We start from the raw sequence: 17194 nt of genomic DNA, 5'->3' as shown, positions 1-17194 counted from the left end.
ATCCCCTTCAGTTGACGCGACGCGCGACGCCGCGCCAGTACTGCTCGCGCACGAGCTTGCGGGCGATCTTGCCGCTGGCGTTCTTCGGCAATTCCGCGACGAAATCGATGGCGCGCGGCAGCTTGTAGTCGGCGAGCAGCGCGCGGCAATGCGCGACGAGATCGGCGGCCTGCGCATCGCGGCCGGACTTCAGCACGACGACGGCCTTCACGGCTTCGCCCCATTTGTCGTCGGGCGCGCCGACGACGCAGGCTTCGAGCACGTCCGCATGCTGGTACAGCGCCGCCTCGACTTCGGTCGGATAGACGTTGAAGCCGCCCGAAATGATCATGTCGTTCTTGCGGTCGACGAGGTAGATGAAACCTTCGCGGTCAGTGCGCGCGAGATCGCCCGTATGCAGCCAGCCGTCGATCAGCACCTCGCGCGTCAGTTCCGGCGCGTTCCAGTAGCCCTGGAACACGTCCGCGCCGCGGATCACGACCTCGCCGATGGCATCCCCGTCGACCTCCTGCCCGCTCGCGTCGACGACGCGCACCTCGGTCTCTCCCAGCGGCCGCCCGCACGAGGCGAGCCGTTCGCGGTTGGAGGTCATCGCCTGCGCGTGATCGGCAATGCCGAAACGGGTGACGCCCGACGTCGATTCACTCGCGCCGTAGCCTTGCGACAGCACCGGGCCGATACGCGCCCACGCTTCCTCGATGCGCGCGGGCGCCATCGGCGCCGCGCCGTAACCCAGCACCTTCAGGCTGCGCAGATCCGCGCCCGCGAGGTCGGGCTCGTTCAGCAGCATGTTGATCATCGCCGGCACCATGAATGCATGCGTGATGCGCTGCCGCGCCACTTCGGCGAGGAAATGCGCGGGCTCGAACGTGTCGAACAGCACGAGCGTCGCGCCGCAAAACAGATAGGGCTGCATCAGCATCCCCGATGCATGCGTGATCGGCCCGATCAGCGCGAGCCGGTCGCCGGGTTGCGCGAGCCGATCCATGCCGAGCACGATCTTGCGCAGCGACGCGAGCCGATTGCCGTAGCTCTGCATCGCGGCCTTGATGCGCCCCGTGGAACCCGACGAGAAATGCAGGACCGCGAGGTCGGTGGGCGTCGGCGCGTAATCAGGCACCGCGTCGCTGCCCTGCGCGATCAGCGCCTCGTAGTCGAGATAGCCATCGGTCCGCCCGTCCAGCGACACGAACCGTTCCACCGTCACGAAGCCTGGCGAGTCAGGGGTGTAGTGCGTATAGCCGCGCCCGCCGATGAATGCGACGGGCGTGCAGTTGCCGACGACGTCGGCCGCCTCGGCCGCGGTGAAACGCGGGTTCAGCGCGGCTTTCACGAGGCCGGCCTTGTACAGCGCGCATTCGATCTCGACGAGTTCGATGCAGTTGCGCGCCTGAACGGCGATCCGCGCGCCCGGTGTGAAGCCGAGCCCGCGCAGTGCGTTCGCCAGCCGCGTCGAGCGCGCGTCGAGTTGGTGATACGTCAGGGCGCGATCGCGATGGAGCACGGCGGTTTGATCGCCCCAGAAACGGGCGGCGCGCCGCAGGAAGTAGGTAAAGCTCAAGCGAATTCTCCTGGTCGAACAATGCCGCCAGTCTGTAAGATGCCCATGCATCACCACAATGCATCGCCAGCTATAAAGTCATAACCAATGGGAACCCCCCGATGGATACGCGAGATCTGGAGTACCTGCTGGCCGTCGAGCGGCACGGCAGCATCGGCAAGGCCGCCGATGCCTTGGGCTTGTCGCAGCCGGCGTTGACCAAGGCGATGCAACGGCTGGAGGCGCAGGTCGGCGTCACGCTGTTCGAGCGCAACGCGAACGGCATGACGCCGACGCCGGCCGGCGCGCGCTTCGTCGCGCGGGCGCAGCGGATCACGCTCGAATTCGACGACGCCATGCAGGAAATGCGCGCGATCAGCAGCGGCGAGCGGGGCATCGTGCGGATCGGTTACTCGCCGACCGTGCCGAGCGCGCTCGTCCTTGGCGCATGCCGGCAACTGATCCGCGAGCGGCCGGCGGCCAGGCTGCGGCTGCGCTGCCGGCTCGCGCGCGACCTGCTCGATCTCCTGGCCGCGGGCGAACTCGACCTCGTCGTCGCGCCCGCTCCCGCGCAACCGGATCCGGCGCTCGCCATCCTCGAACTGTTCCGCGATCGCCTGTCGGTACTCGCCGACGAAGCGCATCCGCTGCAGCGCAAACGCGATCTCACGCTCGCCGACCTCGCGGACCAGGAGTGGCTGCTGCCCGAGTCGACGCTACCCGTACGACGCCAGATCGACGACGCGTTTCGCATGCGCGGCCTGCCAGGCCCACGCCTGCGTGTCGAGATGGATTTCGGCAGCACGTCGCTGCTGCTGTTACTGCGCGGCACGCCGCTGCTGTGCGTGAGCGGCACCGAGGCACTGGATCAGTTGTCGGGATTGCGCGCGCTCGACGTGCGCGCCGGCGAACTCGAGTTGCGCCGGCGCATCGCCACGATGCATCGGGCCGGCGCGTATATGCCGCCACTCGCGCAGCGGCTTGTCGTCCTGCTGCAGGCGCATGTGGAATAGCGGCGAGTGGATCTCGTCGAGGCGACGATTTTCATCGTGATCCCGACCGGGTCAGCCGGGGAGCACGATGAGCGATACCGCGGACGACCTGTTCACACGCGACGTCACGTCGGCTTCGGGCTTCTTGGGGGAAGTGGGAATGTCAATGCCAAGGGGGGACTGTCAGAGATTTCGTGTTCAAGGCATAACATGACGCGACTCAGGAGCGTTTATGCCACGCAAACCGAAAGCCCAGCCGGCGGACCTGCCGGCGATTCCCGCCGAACTGCCGGAGCAGTTTGGTAACGGCCTCGATGGCGGCTGACGCCATCAATGCTGCGACATTGGCGCTCAAGAAGGCGCTGATCGAACGAGCACCGGGCGGAGAGATGAATCACCATCTCGGCTATCCGTCCGGTGCTGCCAAACCGGCCAACGCCGCGAATCAGCGCAATGGCAAAGGCGCCAAGACGGTTCTGACCGAAGACGGCCCGATTCGCATTGAGGTGCCGCGTGACCGCGACGGCAGCTTCGAACCGCTGCTGATTCCCAAACACGAACGGCGCTTCACCGGGTTCGATGACAGGATCGTCGCCATGTATGCCCGGGGCATGACGGTGCGCGAGATCCAGGGCTTTCCTGCTTGAACAGCACGGCACTGAGGTCTCGCCCGACTTCATCAGCTCCGTGGACCGACGAAGTGATGGCTGAGGTCACGGCCTGGCAGTCCCGGCCGCTTGAGCCGATGTATCCCGTCGTGTTCTTCGATGCGCTGCGGGTCAAGATCCGTGAAGACGCCGTGGTTCGTAACCAGGCCGTCTATCTGGCGCTGGGTGTGCTGCCCGATGGGTCGCGCGACATCCTCGGCCTATGGCTCGAAAACACCGAAGGTGCCAAGTTCCGGATTCAAGACGCGCGGGCGCTTCCCGACCGATGACGCAGCAACGAAGCTCATCTGGCTGGCGCTGCGCAATATCACCGCTGAGTGGGGACGCTCAGCCAAAGATTGGAAGGCGGCGATGAACCCATTCGCTATCCTCTACGCTGATCGATTCGTTCGACCTGCCCTATGATTCTCAACCCGCCTTGAACACGGAAATTCTGGCACCGCCGGTCCGACGCCCGCAACCTGCGCCCGCCAACTGGCGGCAGAAGCAGCTAATTAACCCCGGACTCCAAAGCTGAGTGCTACTGAAAACGGGGAGCCGTCTCAGGTATGGAATAAATAACTTGGCAAGAGGAGTGAGCGCTAGCCAGAACTGTCCTGCAGTAGCTGAGGAAAGCGCCGAAAAGAACTCCGTGGCCCTGCAATGCCTTTGCTGAGGCATATCCTTTACCGGAACCGGAACGTTGCGAAATATCGCACCGAGAGAATCGGCTTTTCGATAGTGAGTTAACGTCCTCCTCAAAAACCTGCCTATTGGAGAAGTACTAAATATTTGGCAATAGAGACATGCATTTTTCGAATCACATAAATTCACATTAAAACCGAATGCGTCTGATTTACAGCGTGCTCCATATATGTTTCCTTATTAATCCAATTACCCTCCTCGTCTTACTAGTATCGGTTAACCGTTACTTGACTCGATGGCACTCGCCTTCGCAAATGTTCTCTTCCAGTCTTCTCGCTTTCCATTGATGAGTTCACTCTCATGATCCGAATTGAACTTTCCGCCGTCTTCGACCGGCTGAATACCTCTTCCCCGCAAGCCCTGGAAGAAGCTGGCGGCACGTTGTTTCTGGACGAGATTGGCGACATGCCACTCGAACTTCAAGGCCGGCTGTTGCGCGTGCTCAATGAAAAGAAGTACCGCCCGGCGGGCGCCAATCAGGAACGCCACTCCGATTTCCGCCTGATCTGCGCCACGCACCAGCCGCGGCCACTGCGCATCGCGGAAGGTCGATTCAGGAAAGACCGGTGTTTCCGCATCCACCAGTTGATCCTGCATGTACCAGCGCTACGGGAGCGCCCGGAAGACATCGCCGTTCTGGCCGAACACACGTTGCTGCAATACAACCGCGAGTGCCAGGTACACATCCCCGGATTCAGCGCGCGAGCGCTGCGACTGCTGGAGGCACATTCGTTTCCCGGCAATGTGCGCGAGCTGCGCAGCCTGGTGATGGTGGCCGCCGAGAGTACCCAGGCAGGCCAGGCGATTTCTCCGGACGCTATCCGGGGACTCCAACCGATTCCGATGCGAGCCGGCATCCCCACGGAATCCGCATCGCCTCGGGCTGACCTCTGGCTAACCAACGATCTGCCGGAAGCGCTGGTCGCCTTCGAAAGCCGCCTGATCGAAGCACGCCTGCAACAGGCCAACGGATCACGCTCGGCTGCAGCGCAGAGTCTGGGCATTCCCAAACGCACCTTGGCACGCAAATACCTGAAATGGAATCCGGACAAGGAGGACTCAACCCCATGAAATCACTCAGCTTGGCTCTGGCCTTCGCGGTACTTGTCGCCGGTTGCGACGCCGGCAAACAGGCCGACGCCGCAGCGGCGAACCTACGCGAAAAAGCCTGCATCGGCGTCGTTTCGGATATCGAGCGCTTGGCCTGCTTCGACACCGCCGCCGGAACGCCGCCGGCACCGACGTCTCCCACCCCGGCAGCGGTAGCACCGTCCGACAGTAGCAACGCGTTTGTACGCGTGCCGGAGATTGTCGGCCTGGTCCGTCTCAATGAGTCCAGCCGCCAGGCAGGAGAAACCGGATTTCGCCTGTCTCGCGAGGAGGAGCCGATCACCGAGCGGTGGAACGTGGTGATTTCCGCTCCGGCCATGGACGGCTCGGCAGCCCCGCCTGTCCTGGCGATCAGTTGCCTGTCGAACATCTCTCGGCTGCAGTTGCTAACCCAGCATCCTGTTGATCCCAATCGAATGAACATCCGCCTGCTGGTGGACGGCAGGCCTATCTCGCCGCCTGTCTCATGGCAAGTGCTTGCAGACGGCACGGTGGTCGACGCGGGGCGTGGCCTGGTCGCCATTGAGCAACTGCGCCATCTGGTAGGCGCAGGCGCTCGCTTGCAGGTGGAAAGCGACTATGCGCCGGTATCGGGGCTGCAGTTCGATGCGACATACCTGCACACCTTGATGAAACAGCAGCGCGAGGCATGTCACTGGTGATCAACCTGCCCCCTCTGGATCTCGAGCGGTTGCTGGTGGATATAGATCCCAAGCAGCCGAGCGGCATCTTCGATGAAGAAGACGAGACGTTCCAAGACATCGAACATGAAATGGTCAAACTCGGCGGCCTGCAGTCTGCGAGTATTGATCGGGCATACGTGGACGAAGCGTCCGTCAGTACCTGACCTCGCAGTGCAAGCATTTGCGCGTGGTCGGGCACCTGATGACTGCCCGACTCACGCACGTAATTGGCGCAACTGGAGCGAGGCAACCGCGCTGCTGGCGGGATTCGTCGTGCGGTACCGGGAGACAGCGGAACCCAAGCCCGGCCCGCGTGGATACCTGAGCAAACGCAAACTGGTCGCGGTGCTGGCTCATCCTTTTTTGGCTGGGGCTGCCCACTCGCCCTTGGCGGGTGGAAGCCAGGGGCTCTACCCGCCTCCGGCTCGCACATCGCTCCACCTGCTTTCAGGGAAGGCCCCTCGGCAGCGGAGTGCGCTGTGCCAGTTCCATCGGAGCGCGACCTGGAGCGGCAGCGCGTTTGCCTGTGGCATTGCCCTGTACGCCATCCTGCAACAGCGTCTGCGGCAAGGCGAAGCCCTTGAACAGCGACTGGGTGAAGGGGTTGTTGGCCTTCTCGGTACTGATGCGGTAGCGCATGCCGCCATCCGGCGCGGCGAAACTGAGATCGACGCTGGTGCTGGTGGCGCCGTTCAGCCTGGCCTGGCTCAGCAGGCGGTACAGCGACCAGGGGCCGCGGTACACCAGGCCGCTGCTGCTACCGCCGGCGTGGACCAGGGCCATGCGGCTTTCGTTGCTGGGCGCCAGGGTGTTCGGCCAGATCAGCGCCGTGCTGGTGGTGGGTCCATGGTTGTAGGTGACCAATTGCCCTTCCACGCTGAGGGAACTGCTGCGCTTGTTGGGTGCCATGCCCAGCGGTTCGACGTAGAACTGCACGCCGAGCGTGCCACGGCTGTTGAAAAAGGCGTCGCGGATCCTCTCGGCCGCTTCGAGCTGGGTCAGCACGTCGGTACGCACCAGGTAGCCGCCCAGGCGCTCGGAGTACAGAGCCTCCAGGTTGTCCTCTATGAACAGGTTGAGGTACTTCTCACGGAACTGCTGCAGGCGCCCCTGGGGGCCGAAGAACGCGGTGAAGTCGTCCAGCGCCACTTCCTCGCGGCTGGCGGGGTTAAACGGGTAGCGGTTGGCCAGGCGCTCGCGGTAGAAGCGATAGACGTCGGTGTCCCAGCGGCGCTCGAGCTCGCGCAGCGCTTCCACCAGGATCACCCGGGAGGATTCGTCGGCCAGTTTGCGCACTTGCTGGTTCAATGGCTCAGGCAGCCCGGCGGCGATCCGCTGCAGGTTGCTGATCGGATCCGGCCCCTTCAGGCCGAAGCGTTCGAGCACCACGCTGAGAGCAGTCTTGCCGCGGTCCGGGCTGTCGTGCACGGTGCGCACCTTGTCCTGCACGTTGCCGATAGCGAGCATGGTTTCGTCGAGGTACGACGGGCGATCGCCCTTGGCCTCCAGCAGTTGGCTCATCGGCGCGAACGCGCGGGCGACGCTGAGGATCGGCCCGGCCTCCGTATCGCCGGCCGTCTTCTCCAGCGCGGCGGTGGCTGGCCCAGCTGCGGCGTCCTTGGCAGGGACTGCGGCAGCCGAGAGCGGCCCGGGTTTGGTGCTCAGCTCGCTGTTGTCACGCACGGTTTCCACCAACCGGCGCAACGGCGCCGCCGGACTGGTCACGCTGCCCAGCACGTTGACCGCCTCGGCAAGGTCCTGGAAGTCACGCACCTCGAGCTGGTTGAGGTTGCTCTGCCAGGAATCGATGTAGTCGCGGCTGTAGATGGCCCGGATACGCTCGGCCAGCGCGCGCTTGTCGGCCTCTGAGTAGTCGATGTTGCGCCGCTCGCCCAAGGCCCACTGATCGATCATCGCCAGTTCGGTCAGGTCCTGGCTGTGCGGCGCGAAATAGCTGCGGTAGCCCTTGGCCGTCAGAAGCGCGTCGATACGGCCATCGGCGGCTGGCTTCCCCGTTTCATTTTTACCGGTGCTGTTCGGCTGGTAGACCACGTCGAAGGCCGGGCCGATCTCGTTGCGCAGGTCCAGCGGCGCCCGCAGGGACTCCCACGCCTGGCGCCGCATGGTCATGTACACGCGCTGTGGCAGCGGGATTTGTCGCAGGTCGCGCTGCACCGCGGACACGCGTTGCTGGTACTGGGGCAACCGGGCATCGGCGTACTTCATGGCGTAGTCGAGGTGGCGCATGAGCGCGCGCTGCACCTGATCTTCGCCGGGGAAGGCCTGCGCCCATTGTTCGCCCATCCAGCGCTCGACCACCGGTGGCCGGCGATTGGGCCGATCTTCGATCATGCGGTAGACACGCAGCGCGGCCAATTGCGCGTCGCTATCCACGGCAGTCCCGTCGAGGTGCTCCATTACACCACTGGCCAGCGCCGGCAGGAAGCGTTGCGACAGCAAGGTGAGATAGGCCTGGTCGACCTTCGGGCCAATCTGCCGGCCCTGGTATAGACCCAGGTCCGCTACCACCGGCCAGGCTTCGCGGTAATCGCCGTAAACCGCCACCGCACTACTGATCTGATCCAGCGGCTGCAGCAGGTTGCGGCCGGTTGGGTCGAGCTTGCCGTCGATGGCGTGGGCACTGTAGGCGCGGCTGCGATCCAGTACGTTCAGGGCCTTGTCCCGGTTCACTGCATAGTAGTGGTACCAGCCACCGATGAGGACCACGCTGCCCAGTGAAGCAATGCCGAAGCGCAGGGCCAGTGCGCGCTTCTTGTCGGCCAGCACGCGCGGGTTGTCGCCCGCCAGGCCGGACTCGGGGTAGATCACCCGCTGGAACAGTTGCTGGGCGAAGTAGACCATAGCCCGTCCGCTGGGGTGCATGGTCGGCACGGGCTCCCGGATGTCGTAGTTCTGCGAGGCGGATGCCACAAAGGCATTGGTCAGCACGCCTTGCTGGTAGACCGACGACAGGAACACGCCGCGCGGCAGCGCCGGGGTGATGTAACGATCGCTACCCAGGATATCGGTCAGGAATTCCAGCAGCAACGGGCGCATGCCGGCCAACTGCCGCACCAGGGAATAGAGGGCTTCGCGCTGGGGTAGTTCGCTGACGTCGGCCAGGGCATCGAACACCTGCTCGTTCAGGCGCTTGAGGAATTCGTCGTAGCGCGCGCCAAGCTCATCGCGCCAGGCGTCGTAGCGCTGCAGCGACTCGAGGGTGAAGGTAAAGCCGAAGATGTCTTCACGCACGGACTTGGGCAGCCGTGAAAACAGCGGCTCGAATCCTTCGAGCAAATCGAACTTGCTCAGGACGACGTACAGGGGCGGTCGCGTGCCGAGCTGACGGCTGAGTTCCGTCATCCGGGCGCGCAGCAATGAGGCAAGCGCCTTTCGGTCGCTGGGTTGCTGGTTGAGCAAGGTGACCAGGCTGACGATCAGCACCACGCCGTTGAGCGGGCGACGGCTGCGGTTGCGCCCCAGCCAGCCGACAAAGCTGTCCCACAGGCGCGGGTGCAAATCCTCCGGCAGAGAGGGTTGTGCCGTGGCGTGCCGGAACGCCCGCTGTTCGTCGTCGCCGCTGGAGGCATCCGATTCAACATAGGTCGGCACCCGCGGCTGGCTGATCAGTTCGCCCGGCGGGTCGATGAGCACGGCCTGGTCGCCCATCCACCAGTCAATGCGGTAGATCCTGTCGGGGTCTTCCTCCAGGCGCCGGCTACCCGCCTTGACTTCGCCGGTGAGTGGAAAGCTCTGGCTGGAGCGGTTGACGAAGCTGGTCTTACCCGCATTCTCCTGGCCCAGCACCAAGTACCAGGGCAGTTGATACAGCGCGTTGCGCCCCTTGAGGTTGGCCTGGAGCACGCCCAGGCTTCTGTCCAGGTCGCGCTCCTGGGCTTGTACGTAGCGTAGGCAGGGGTCCAACTGTTGCTCCTGCCCCTGGCTGCGCTCGGCCTCCAGCGTCCGGTTGCGCTTGCGCAGCCGGATGGCCCAGACCAACAAGGGCAGCACGAGGAGTACCAAAGTGGCGAGCACGCGCGCGGCGAGGCTGGCCAGAGGCTGATGCTCGCCCCAGGTCCATTTAGGCCCCAGCCACCAGATGCCCGCTAGGGCAAGTATCAGAACCAGCAGCAGCGCCAGCGGCATGCCTTGCTTGGCCCAACCCAGGACGGGCCGGCCATAGCACTTCAGGTTCGACCATATCTTAAACATGAGGTAGCTCCTAGTTCTTGTGTTCCATTGCTGGGTGCACATGCTGCTCAAGCAGACCGAAGAGGGCCGGCTCCCACTCTGGCGCAGACGCGTCCCGCATCATCTGATGCGCGCGGGCGTACAAGCCGTCAGCGAGCCAGGCAAGCCCCCGCGCGCCGAGCAGCTCGGCGGCGATCGTCATGACATGGCAGCCATGACGAGGGTCGGCCGACGCCTGCTGGGTGGTTTCAAGGCGCTTGAGCATGGCTTCTACGCCGGAGGTCTCCAGGGTCTCGCGTAGCTCGTCGCGTAATGCGGGGTACTCCTGCCCGGCGCCGAGCTTCGCGGAGCCTTTATCTGCGCCGCTGATCCAGGATTGCGTTTCGCCGTCGACAAAGGGTCGCCCGTCGGCAAACTGCAGCTTCACCAGCGCTGGCAGTCTCGAGACAAATCGCTCGGTCGCCAGGCGAATCGCCTCTGCCACGTTCGGCATTTCCAGGCGCCGGGCGATGCCGGCAGCGAGGTAGCTGCCGCGAAGCCAGTAAGGAGAAGACGTGACGCTCTTCTCAACCCGCTGCAGCAGGACGGGATCGACCGTATTTGCCTTCAGCAAGTCCCAGTAGGCTTCAGCGGTTTCGGCAGGAACCGCCATCAACTCGGTCCGCTGGGTGTCCTTGCGGGTCGACGGGGCAACGCTCAGGTGCGCCCACAGAGCAAAACGGCGCAGCAGGTAGCCCGTCGGGTCATAGGCATCTTGTTGATTGATGATGTCGGCCACGTTGAGCAGGGAGCGGCGCGTCCCGCGCTCGTTGCCTGGCTCCATGGCGACGGGCGTGAAAAAGGCCTCGGTCACTGCCGTGGAGCGAGGGCCAAGGTCGAGCTGCGCCTCGGCCAGCTCCGGTGCCCGATTGGCTTCGGCTCTTTGCCGAAGCTGGCCTTCCAGCCGATTCAAGGCCGAGGTATCGAGCCGGGTTTCGGCTGCGATGCTTTGCAGTTTGTCCAGCGCCCGTTGCCCCGCCTTGTAGTACTCCTCAGCGTATCCCTTGCCGTCGAGCTTGGCCAGCGCTTCGCCCAGACGCTCCAACTGCTGGTCCATCAGCCGCCGCTTGGCGGTCAGTCCCGAGGCACCGGGCTTGGGAAAGCTACTGTCCCAGTGCTGAGTCAGCATGCCGGCGAGTACCCCCGCCGCCTCGGCCCAGCCGCGCCAGCCTCCCGCGCGCATGCGCGCGGCCGCCAGGTGAGCGGCGATACGCAGGTGCTTGCACTGGGTTTGCAGATACTGGCGTGCCGCCGAGTCCACATAGCTCCAGTCGATGGTCGCCTCCTGCAGACCACCGAGCTTCAGCATCTCGGTATCGATCCCCTGATAGGCGTTGTCTTCCTCGTCGAAATCGCCGGCAGGACGCTGCGGCGATATCGGAGACAGGATAGTGTCGAGGTCCAATGGAGGCAAAGTGTTCACCAATGGCAAGCCTCGCGTTGTTGCCCCATCAGGTCGTGCAGCGCGGAGGCGTCGAACGACAGCCCGTCGAAGGGCGCATGGTCGCTCTCCAGTTGCAGTTGCTGGGCGGGACGGGTCAGGTGGCGGAGTTGCTCGATGGCGACCAGACCGCGGCCGGCATCCGTCACCGTGCCATCCTCCAGCACCTGCCAGGGCCGGCTGGTGGAAATCGGCCGGCCGTCCACCAGCATGCGAATACTCACGCGGTTCACGTCGAGCGGTTGTGCAGTCAGCAATTGCAGACGCGAGATGTTCTGCAGGCAACTGATCGCCAGTAACGGCCTGGGTTCAGCTCCACCCACCGCAGGTGCGGAGATCACCACCTTGGATTGACCCGGCAATGCATCCTCCACGCGCAGAAGCAGCATTCCAGTCTGTTCGCTCTTGCGACGCGACTCATTGCGTCGAACCAGGGAGACGATGTCAGGGACGCGGGTAGCAGCAGGCGGCGCGATTTGCGGAGCTGGAGGCTTGGCGGCTGGCGTAGGTGATCAACTAGCGCTAACCGCTGAGCGCGACGTTCGCCACTATGTGGAACTTCGCTTCCAGTACCCGCATGAGTTCTTCGCCAAGGATGCTGCATTGCGTGACATCTTTTTAAAAAGACAGGTGCAAGGGAAACAGCGGTTGCTTGACGCCGAAGCGCGGCTGACGGCACTCGCCACCGCAAGAGCTTGAAGGAACCCATATGACGACGCCCCATAAAAATGCCCTGGGCCCCAACCGCCCCAACGAGAAGCAACTGGCCGCTGCAATCTCGCCACTACCGTGTGAGCGGTGTGTTCCTGTCTACCCGATGCGCTATGGCATCGCGGATAGAGCCCTCGATAAAAGCATATTCCCCACGCTGAGTACCGAGGGGTATCCCGCTCTCACAGGTACTAACAGGCTGTTGAATTTGGATACGGTGTAAACGGGCCCTGAGGGCGGTGCGTTAGAGATATCGTGTTCATGATCTTGAGCAGGCGAGAGCGATGCGCGGAATGGACGAGATGCAAGAACCGCTGTTCACGACGGTGAAGCTGGAAGACTTCGTGCCGGCCGATCATCCGTTGCGACCGCTTCGGTTGCTGGTCAATCAAGCGCTGAAGCGACTTAACGGATTGTTCGGCACGATTTATGCGGACAGCGGCCGTGCGTCGATTCCCCCCGAGAAGCTGCTGCGTGCGTTGCTGCTGCAGGTGCTGTACTCGGTGCGCAGCGAGCGCATGCTGATGGAGCAGATGCGCTACAACCTGCTGTTCCGCTGGTTCGTCGGACTGGCGATCGAAGACGCCGTCTGGGACCACTCGGTGTTCTCCAAGAACCGGGATCGTCTGCTCGAGCACGAAGTGGTCGAAGCGTTCTTTACCGAAGTCATGAGCTTGGCCGACAAGCAAGGGCTGCTCTCCAGAGAACACTTCTCGGTTGATGGCACGCTGATCCAGGCGTGGGCCAGCCACAAGAGCTTCCGGCCCAAGGACGGTTCGGACGATCCACCGGCCGGCGGTGGCCGCAATGTCGACACCGACTGGAAGGGCAAGCGGCGCAGCAACGACACGCATGAATCGAGCACTGATCCGGATGCGCGCCTGTTCCGAAAGGGGCGGCAAAGCGGAGCCATCCTTTGTTATCAGGGGCACATCCTGATGGAGAACCGCTCGGGCTTGGTGGTGGGCGCAGTGGTCAGTCACGCGGACGGTTTCGGCGAACGCGCGAGTGCATTGCGCCTGCTCGATTGCGTACCGGGTCGTCACGCCAAGACGCTCGGTGCCGACAAGGGTTACGACATGCGCGACTTTGTGCGGGATTGCCGAACGCGCAAAGTGACGCCGCACGTCGCGCGCAACGACACGCATCAAGGCGGCAGCGCGATCGACGGACGGACGTCGCGGCACGCCGGTTATGGCATCAGCCAAGTGATTCGCAAGCGCATCGAAGAGCACTTCGGCTGGGGCAAGACCGTCGGCAGGATTCGGCAGACCGCGTATCGCGGCATCAAGCGGGTCGACCAGCACTTCAAGCTGACGATGCTGGCGAGCAACCTGACTCGAATGGCCCGAATACTGGCAGCGGTGCCGCAAGGAGCCACGCGATGAGCCGCCCGAGCGCAGCAGTTGCGTGGCAACGCGCCGGCCGGTCCGCTCTCCAGCGGCGCATCCGGCACGATCCGTCTGCAACTCAGCGGCCAATCGCATACGAAACCCTTTTAAACCGTGCCCCGATCGCCAAAGCGAGGCGCTTTTCAACAGCCTGCTAAGGCCTATGGTTTGCGCGTGCTGCGCCCAGGCACCTACGTCTACCTCTGCTATTTCGAGAATGACCGTATGTGGACACAACACTATCAAGTTACCGAGGATGTGCGATTTGCCCGTATTTGGTGGGACCGGTCTGATGACAAAGATGCTACACCAGGTCGGCACACCCGGCCCGATACAGCCGGTGCCAAACCCTATCTACTTGCTCCGGAGAGCAAAACCGCAGAGACCGTCTACCTGTTGGTAAGTGACACGCTGCTTACCCATCGCACACTCTGGCAGGTCGAAACCAATAAGGACGGTCTACGCGACACATTGGCCACCAAGTGCATGCCTGCCGGAGGCGCCGGGCAAAAGCACGTTTTCAATGCAGCACTGCTTGGCAGCTCAACGCTCGAACTGCTCGCGCCCGCCGTTTACGGCGTACCGATGCACTACGGATGGAGCGAAATCCGCTTTACCGAAGGAGCGCCCAACAGCAATAACATCTTGGGCAACATGTACATCGCTTTGCAACCGCGCATGGAAATCACGCCTCTGGCGGTCACGTTGCAAGATCCGATCGGGATTGCAAGTGAGTTGCACTATCTGGTCACGGAGGCGGTCGCGAGCAAGACCAAGTATGCCGGGCAAAATGCACACAAGTTGCAGAGTGGGATTCTCATTACCAACTATTTTGAGGCCATGAAGAAGCAGGCGGCCAGTTCCCCAGATTCGGCCAAAGCCCTAGCCAAGCAACGCAATCTTGTGAACTATGCCGGCGCGACATTGTTTCCCGAGACCTACTCCAAGAAGATCAAAGAGTTTGAGAAAACCATTGCCACAGCGGTGAACGATTCTATCGCCTGGGTGCAACTCATCGACCAAGAGAAGCTGTTGGGCAAAGCACTGAGGTGTTTTGATCTTACCGTGATCCACAACGCACGCGACTATGAGAATGCAGTCTTCCAGTGTATTGGCGGCTTGGTTCACACCAAGGAGGGCGGCAAGGTGATGGATGACCTGATCGCCAAGCCTGCGGACAAAAGCCCCTATTGGCTGGCACTTGCCAATGGCAGCGAAATCCTGTTGGCTCGGTTGAAGTCCAGCACCGGCGATATTGCCAAAAACATGTTTGATGTAATGGACAAGTTTATGGAAGAGCATGTTATCGCTCCCGCCACCAATGCGCTGATTGGATTGTTGCAGGTGCTACCGGAAGCAAAGCAAGCAGACGTCCTGGTACGACGTCTGCGACATGTGATGGAGATCAGAGCCAACGCAACCATCGTTGTATATGATGTCCGCTTGGTGGATCTGCAGCGTGCCGCCTATGAATTCCAAGGTTACCAAACGCTCGGTGCCGAGCGCTCGCGCGGCTGGAAAATGCCACCGCCGAAAATCAACCAGGTCGATGTACTTACTCGTGTTCTGGTGTACGACTGGGTCAAGGTTGGTGAAACCACATACCGCGAACTTGACCGCGCGCCGGCAGAGCGGCCTGCGCTGCCACCGGCACGGGCTATTCATATGGAAGGCAATCCGTTCATTAACGCGATGAATCGGATACGTGGCCCCGGAGGGCACTTCTTCACTGGATTAGGAGGCTTCCTTGCGCTTAAGGGAATGAATAATTCACTAAAAGCGTGGAATTCGACGGAAAATAAGGCGGCAAATACTGCGGCAGTTGCTGGAGCCCTTTACTCTCTTGTTGGCGCTGGAATAGAAACTAGCGCAGCCGTCACTGTTATATCAGCTAAAGCGCGTGGCAATACCGCTTTAGCGAATAGCATGAAGATACTTGCCGCCAAACGTGGGGTAGCTATCTTCGGTGCTGGGGGAGTCGGCATCACAGCAGTTGCGGATGCAATTAGGGCGGCCGCTGCATTTGGTGAAAGTAACCCAGAACAAGGTTGGATGTTGGTCAGCTCAGCCATGGCCGGCGGCCTGCTGACGGTTGCGACCTGGGCAGGAGGCACAGCCACCGCCTTGACTGTTTCAGGTGGTGGAGCAGCCGCTATAGTGCTTGGCCTGACTCCGGGGGGCTGGGCCGTTGTTGCGGGTATCGCCGTCGTACTTGTTATTGGGTTTGCGTTTGGGGCAGACATGACCAAACATGGCCCTGTGGAGAGATGGCTTAAGCACAGCGCGTGGGGGATTGACAGCCGCCATTACAACAATCATGAGGAGTTGGATGCTGTACATAGTTTGTACTATCGCCCGCGCCTGACGCCTGAGTGGGACAAAGCCCCCGGATACTCAGTGGGTACACTTCGCATCAGTTGCCAACTCCCCGGAACAAACGATGTGCCAGGAGATAAATTCCAAACAAGGTTAGCCTTCAGTCTGCGCGGCAACAAGCTTTCCCGAGTCAATGGGCCCATTATCCACTCCGCTGAAAGCAGCCCTATAGACTACCGTCGTGAGTGTTTGGTTACACCGTTAGGTGGCACTGGAAAGGAATGTGGCTGGTCGATTCAAATGCATGAGGATGCCAAGGTGGACTTGGAATATCTGTACTTTCCGGATCCGGAGCAACAACCCGGTTTGGCATTGTTGCAACCTGACGCGCCGACACCGTTGGTATTCACATCGGGGGGATGGTTTACCGATCCGATTGACTCTTCCAAGCTTGAACCCGTTGGAGCACCAAATGACAACTGAAATTAAACGTCTTCCAAGAAGCCTACGCCTCGGTGGAACGCCTCTATATAAAGCTCCCCCCTCTGGAGAATTGCCACAACCCGATGGAGTGCGGCGGGTCAGCAAACAGTGTATCGAACTTGAGACCTACGCTAACTTTACGCAGAGCAGTATCGCTGGTCATATTGGAATGTCCATTCTCGTGACCGCATCCGCTCTGCTACTGATATTGGCAGTTGCGGATAGAGATAAGATAACTGAACAAACACTTCTAACCTTCGCACTTATTGCTCCGGTTTTACCTTCTATAGTTCTCTTTTTTTACTTCGCAAGTGGTGCCCATCGGAGTCGTGGAGGCTATATTCGCATCCATAGAGAAACTCGAAAGGCTTACTTCATTTACCCCCGGCAGACACACCTCCACGTACTCGACTGGGATAGCATCGAGGCCTTAGCTGGGTATATCCCGACCTTTACCGGCAGCATTAATACTTCCCGACATCCACTGTATTTGATCGGCATCGACTACGCTATGGATCCGCCCGCCGAGATCTGTGCGGCCTGTGGCAACCTCGGTATGTTCGATGGTGACCGGTCAGCCAGGGCGCTCTGGTCTTATCTGCAAGCCTTCATGGAGCGAGGTCCTGAGGGCCTACCCAAGCCCGCGCCGCTCCAGCCACGACGAAGCCGGTGGCAAGAGACGCAGCAACCCTACCGAGACTGGTATACGGGGCTGCGAGGTAGGTTGGCAAAGCCCTACGGCCTGCTCAAGGCCCCCATCACCATTCCGCTCTGGTTGGGCTGGCTGCTCATCAACGCATTTCCGGACAGCGTCGAAGCCTTCATCCAGTACAACGTGCCGTACACGCAGTTTCCCAAGGAGATCGACCGGCTATGCGGTTTCGACGAGAAGCGCACGCCGGTTATCCGCGTGAACGGGGAGCGCATTGAGCCATGAAGTGTTGC

At 61.8% G+C, this 17194-nt stretch carries 12 protein-coding genes and 1 pseudogene; 9 read left to right on the top strand and 4 right to left on the bottom strand.

The window, feature by feature from the left end; genetic code table 11:
• Positions 1 to 7 precede the first annotated feature (7 nt).
• Entirely contained in the window at positions 8 to 1561 is a 1554-nt protein-coding gene (locus tag Bsp3421_RS17885) for an AMP-binding protein (protein ID WP_274002074.1), read from the bottom strand.
• A gap of 101 nt (positions 1562 to 1662) precedes the next feature.
• Between Bsp3421_RS17885 and Bsp3421_RS17880 the strand changes: the two genes are divergently transcribed.
• From Bsp3421_RS17880 to Bsp3421_RS17860, 5 genes and pseudogenes are all read left to right on the top strand, one after another.
• Positions 1663 to 2553 carry a LysR family transcriptional regulator gene (locus tag Bsp3421_RS17880; RefSeq protein WP_274002073.1) on the top strand — a complete coding sequence of 297 codons (891 nt, stop codon included), beginning with the start codon at positions 1663 to 1665 and terminating at the stop codon, positions 2551 to 2553.
• Positions 2554 to 2764: 211 nt separating this feature from the next.
• A pseudogene (locus Bsp3421_RS17875) lies at positions 2765 to 3605 on the top strand (IS256 family transposase).
• Positions 3606 to 4184: 579 nt separating this feature from the next.
• Positions 4185 to 4955, top strand: coding sequence for a sigma 54-interacting transcriptional regulator (locus Bsp3421_RS17870; protein WP_274002071.1), 771 nt, complete (start codon positions 4185 to 4187; stop codon positions 4953 to 4955).
• Positions 4952 to 5656, top strand: coding sequence for a type VI secretion system-associated protein VasI (gene vasI / locus Bsp3421_RS17865; protein WP_274002068.1), 705 nt, complete (start codon positions 4952 to 4954; stop codon positions 5654 to 5656). The genes Bsp3421_RS17870 and vasI overlap by 4 nt, the downstream gene beginning before the upstream one ends.
• Positions 5644 to 5841 (top strand): hypothetical protein, encoded by a 198-nt coding sequence (locus Bsp3421_RS17860; RefSeq protein WP_274002067.1) that lies wholly within the window; start codon positions 5644 to 5646, stop codon positions 5839 to 5841. Before vasI ends, Bsp3421_RS17860 begins: the two co-directional genes overlap by 13 nt.
• Positions 5842 to 6124: 283 nt before the next feature.
• Here the strand turns inward: Bsp3421_RS17860 and tssM are convergent, their stop codons facing one another.
• From tssM to Bsp3421_RS17845, 3 genes are read right to left on the bottom strand one after another with little or no spacing between them, the layout of a single operon-like run.
• Positions 6125 to 9889: a type VI secretion system membrane subunit TssM gene (gene tssM / locus Bsp3421_RS17855; protein ID WP_274002066.1), complete on the bottom strand. Its 3765-nt coding sequence runs from the start codon at positions 9887 to 9889 to the stop codon at positions 6125 to 6127.
• Positions 9890 to 9899: 10 nt separating this feature from the next.
• Positions 9900 to 11330: a type VI secretion system protein TssA gene (tssA, locus tag Bsp3421_RS17850; protein ID WP_274004256.1), complete on the bottom strand. Its 1431-nt coding sequence runs from the start codon at positions 11328 to 11330 to the stop codon at positions 9900 to 9902.
• Positions 11327 to 11782, bottom strand: a complete 456-nt coding sequence (locus Bsp3421_RS17845) for a type VI secretion system-associated protein TagO (protein WP_337995323.1) — start codon at positions 11780 to 11782, stop codon at positions 11327 to 11329. Before Bsp3421_RS17845 ends, tssA begins: the two co-directional genes overlap by 4 nt.
• A gap of 58 nt (positions 11783 to 11840) precedes the next feature.
• Between Bsp3421_RS17845 and Bsp3421_RS17840 the strand changes: the two genes are divergently transcribed.
• The 4 genes from Bsp3421_RS17840 to Bsp3421_RS17825 all read left to right on the top strand — a co-directional run bounded on the left by Bsp3421_RS17840 (position 11841) and on the right by Bsp3421_RS17825 (position 17186).
• Entirely contained in the window at positions 11841 to 12047 is a 207-nt protein-coding gene (locus tag Bsp3421_RS17840; RefSeq protein ID WP_274002063.1) for a hypothetical protein, read from the top strand.
• 305 nt (positions 12048 to 12352) lie between these two features.
• Positions 12353 to 13447 (top strand): IS5 family transposase, encoded by a 1095-nt coding sequence (locus tag Bsp3421_RS17835; RefSeq protein ID WP_077268099.1) that lies wholly within the window; start codon positions 12353 to 12355, stop codon positions 13445 to 13447.
• A 117-nt stretch (positions 13448 to 13564) separates the two neighbouring features.
• The gene (locus tag Bsp3421_RS17830) at positions 13565 to 16249 is read left to right on the top strand and encodes a toxin VasX (protein ID WP_337995306.1); all 2685 of its coding nucleotides are present in this window, start codon (positions 13565 to 13567) and stop codon (positions 16247 to 16249) included.
• Positions 16239 to 17186: a DUF6708 domain-containing protein gene (locus Bsp3421_RS17825; protein WP_274002057.1), complete on the top strand. Its 948-nt coding sequence runs from the start codon at positions 16239 to 16241 to the stop codon at positions 17184 to 17186. The genes Bsp3421_RS17830 and Bsp3421_RS17825 overlap by 11 nt, the downstream gene beginning before the upstream one ends.
• Positions 17187 to 17194 lie beyond the last annotated feature (8 nt).

Source organism: Burkholderia sp. FERM BP-3421 (genome assembly GCF_028657905.1).
Classification (GTDB): domain Bacteria; phylum Pseudomonadota; class Gammaproteobacteria; order Burkholderiales; family Burkholderiaceae; genus Burkholderia.
Note: the sequence above shows the minus strand (reverse complement) of the source record. Positions and strands in the feature narration are given on the sequence as shown.

Bases quoted from the DNA above. Each gene is read 5' to 3' on its own strand.
- Bsp3421_RS17870 (WP_274002071.1), top strand. From the start codon at position 4,185: ATGATCCGAATTGAACTTTCCGCCGTCTTCGACCGGCTGAATACCTCT.
- Bsp3421_RS17860 (WP_274002067.1), top strand. From the start codon at position 5,644: ATGTCACTGGTGATCAACCTGCCCCCTCTGGATCTCGAGCGGTTGCTG.
- Bsp3421_RS17835 (WP_077268099.1), top strand. From the start codon at position 12,353: ATGGACGAGATGCAAGAACCGCTGTTCACGACGGTGAAGCTGGAAGAC.
- tssM (WP_274002066.1), bottom strand. From the start codon at position 9,889: ATGTTTAAGATATGGTCGAACCTGAAGTGCTATGGCCGGCCCGTCCTG.
- Bsp3421_RS17880 (WP_274002073.1), top strand. From the start codon at position 1,663: ATGGATACGCGAGATCTGGAGTACCTGCTGGCCGTCGAGCGGCACGGC.
- vasI (WP_274002068.1), top strand. From the start codon at position 4,952: ATGAAATCACTCAGCTTGGCTCTGGCCTTCGCGGTACTTGTCGCCGGT.
- Bsp3421_RS17825 (WP_274002057.1), top strand. From the start codon at position 16,239: ATGACAACTGAAATTAAACGTCTTCCAAGAAGCCTACGCCTCGGTGGA.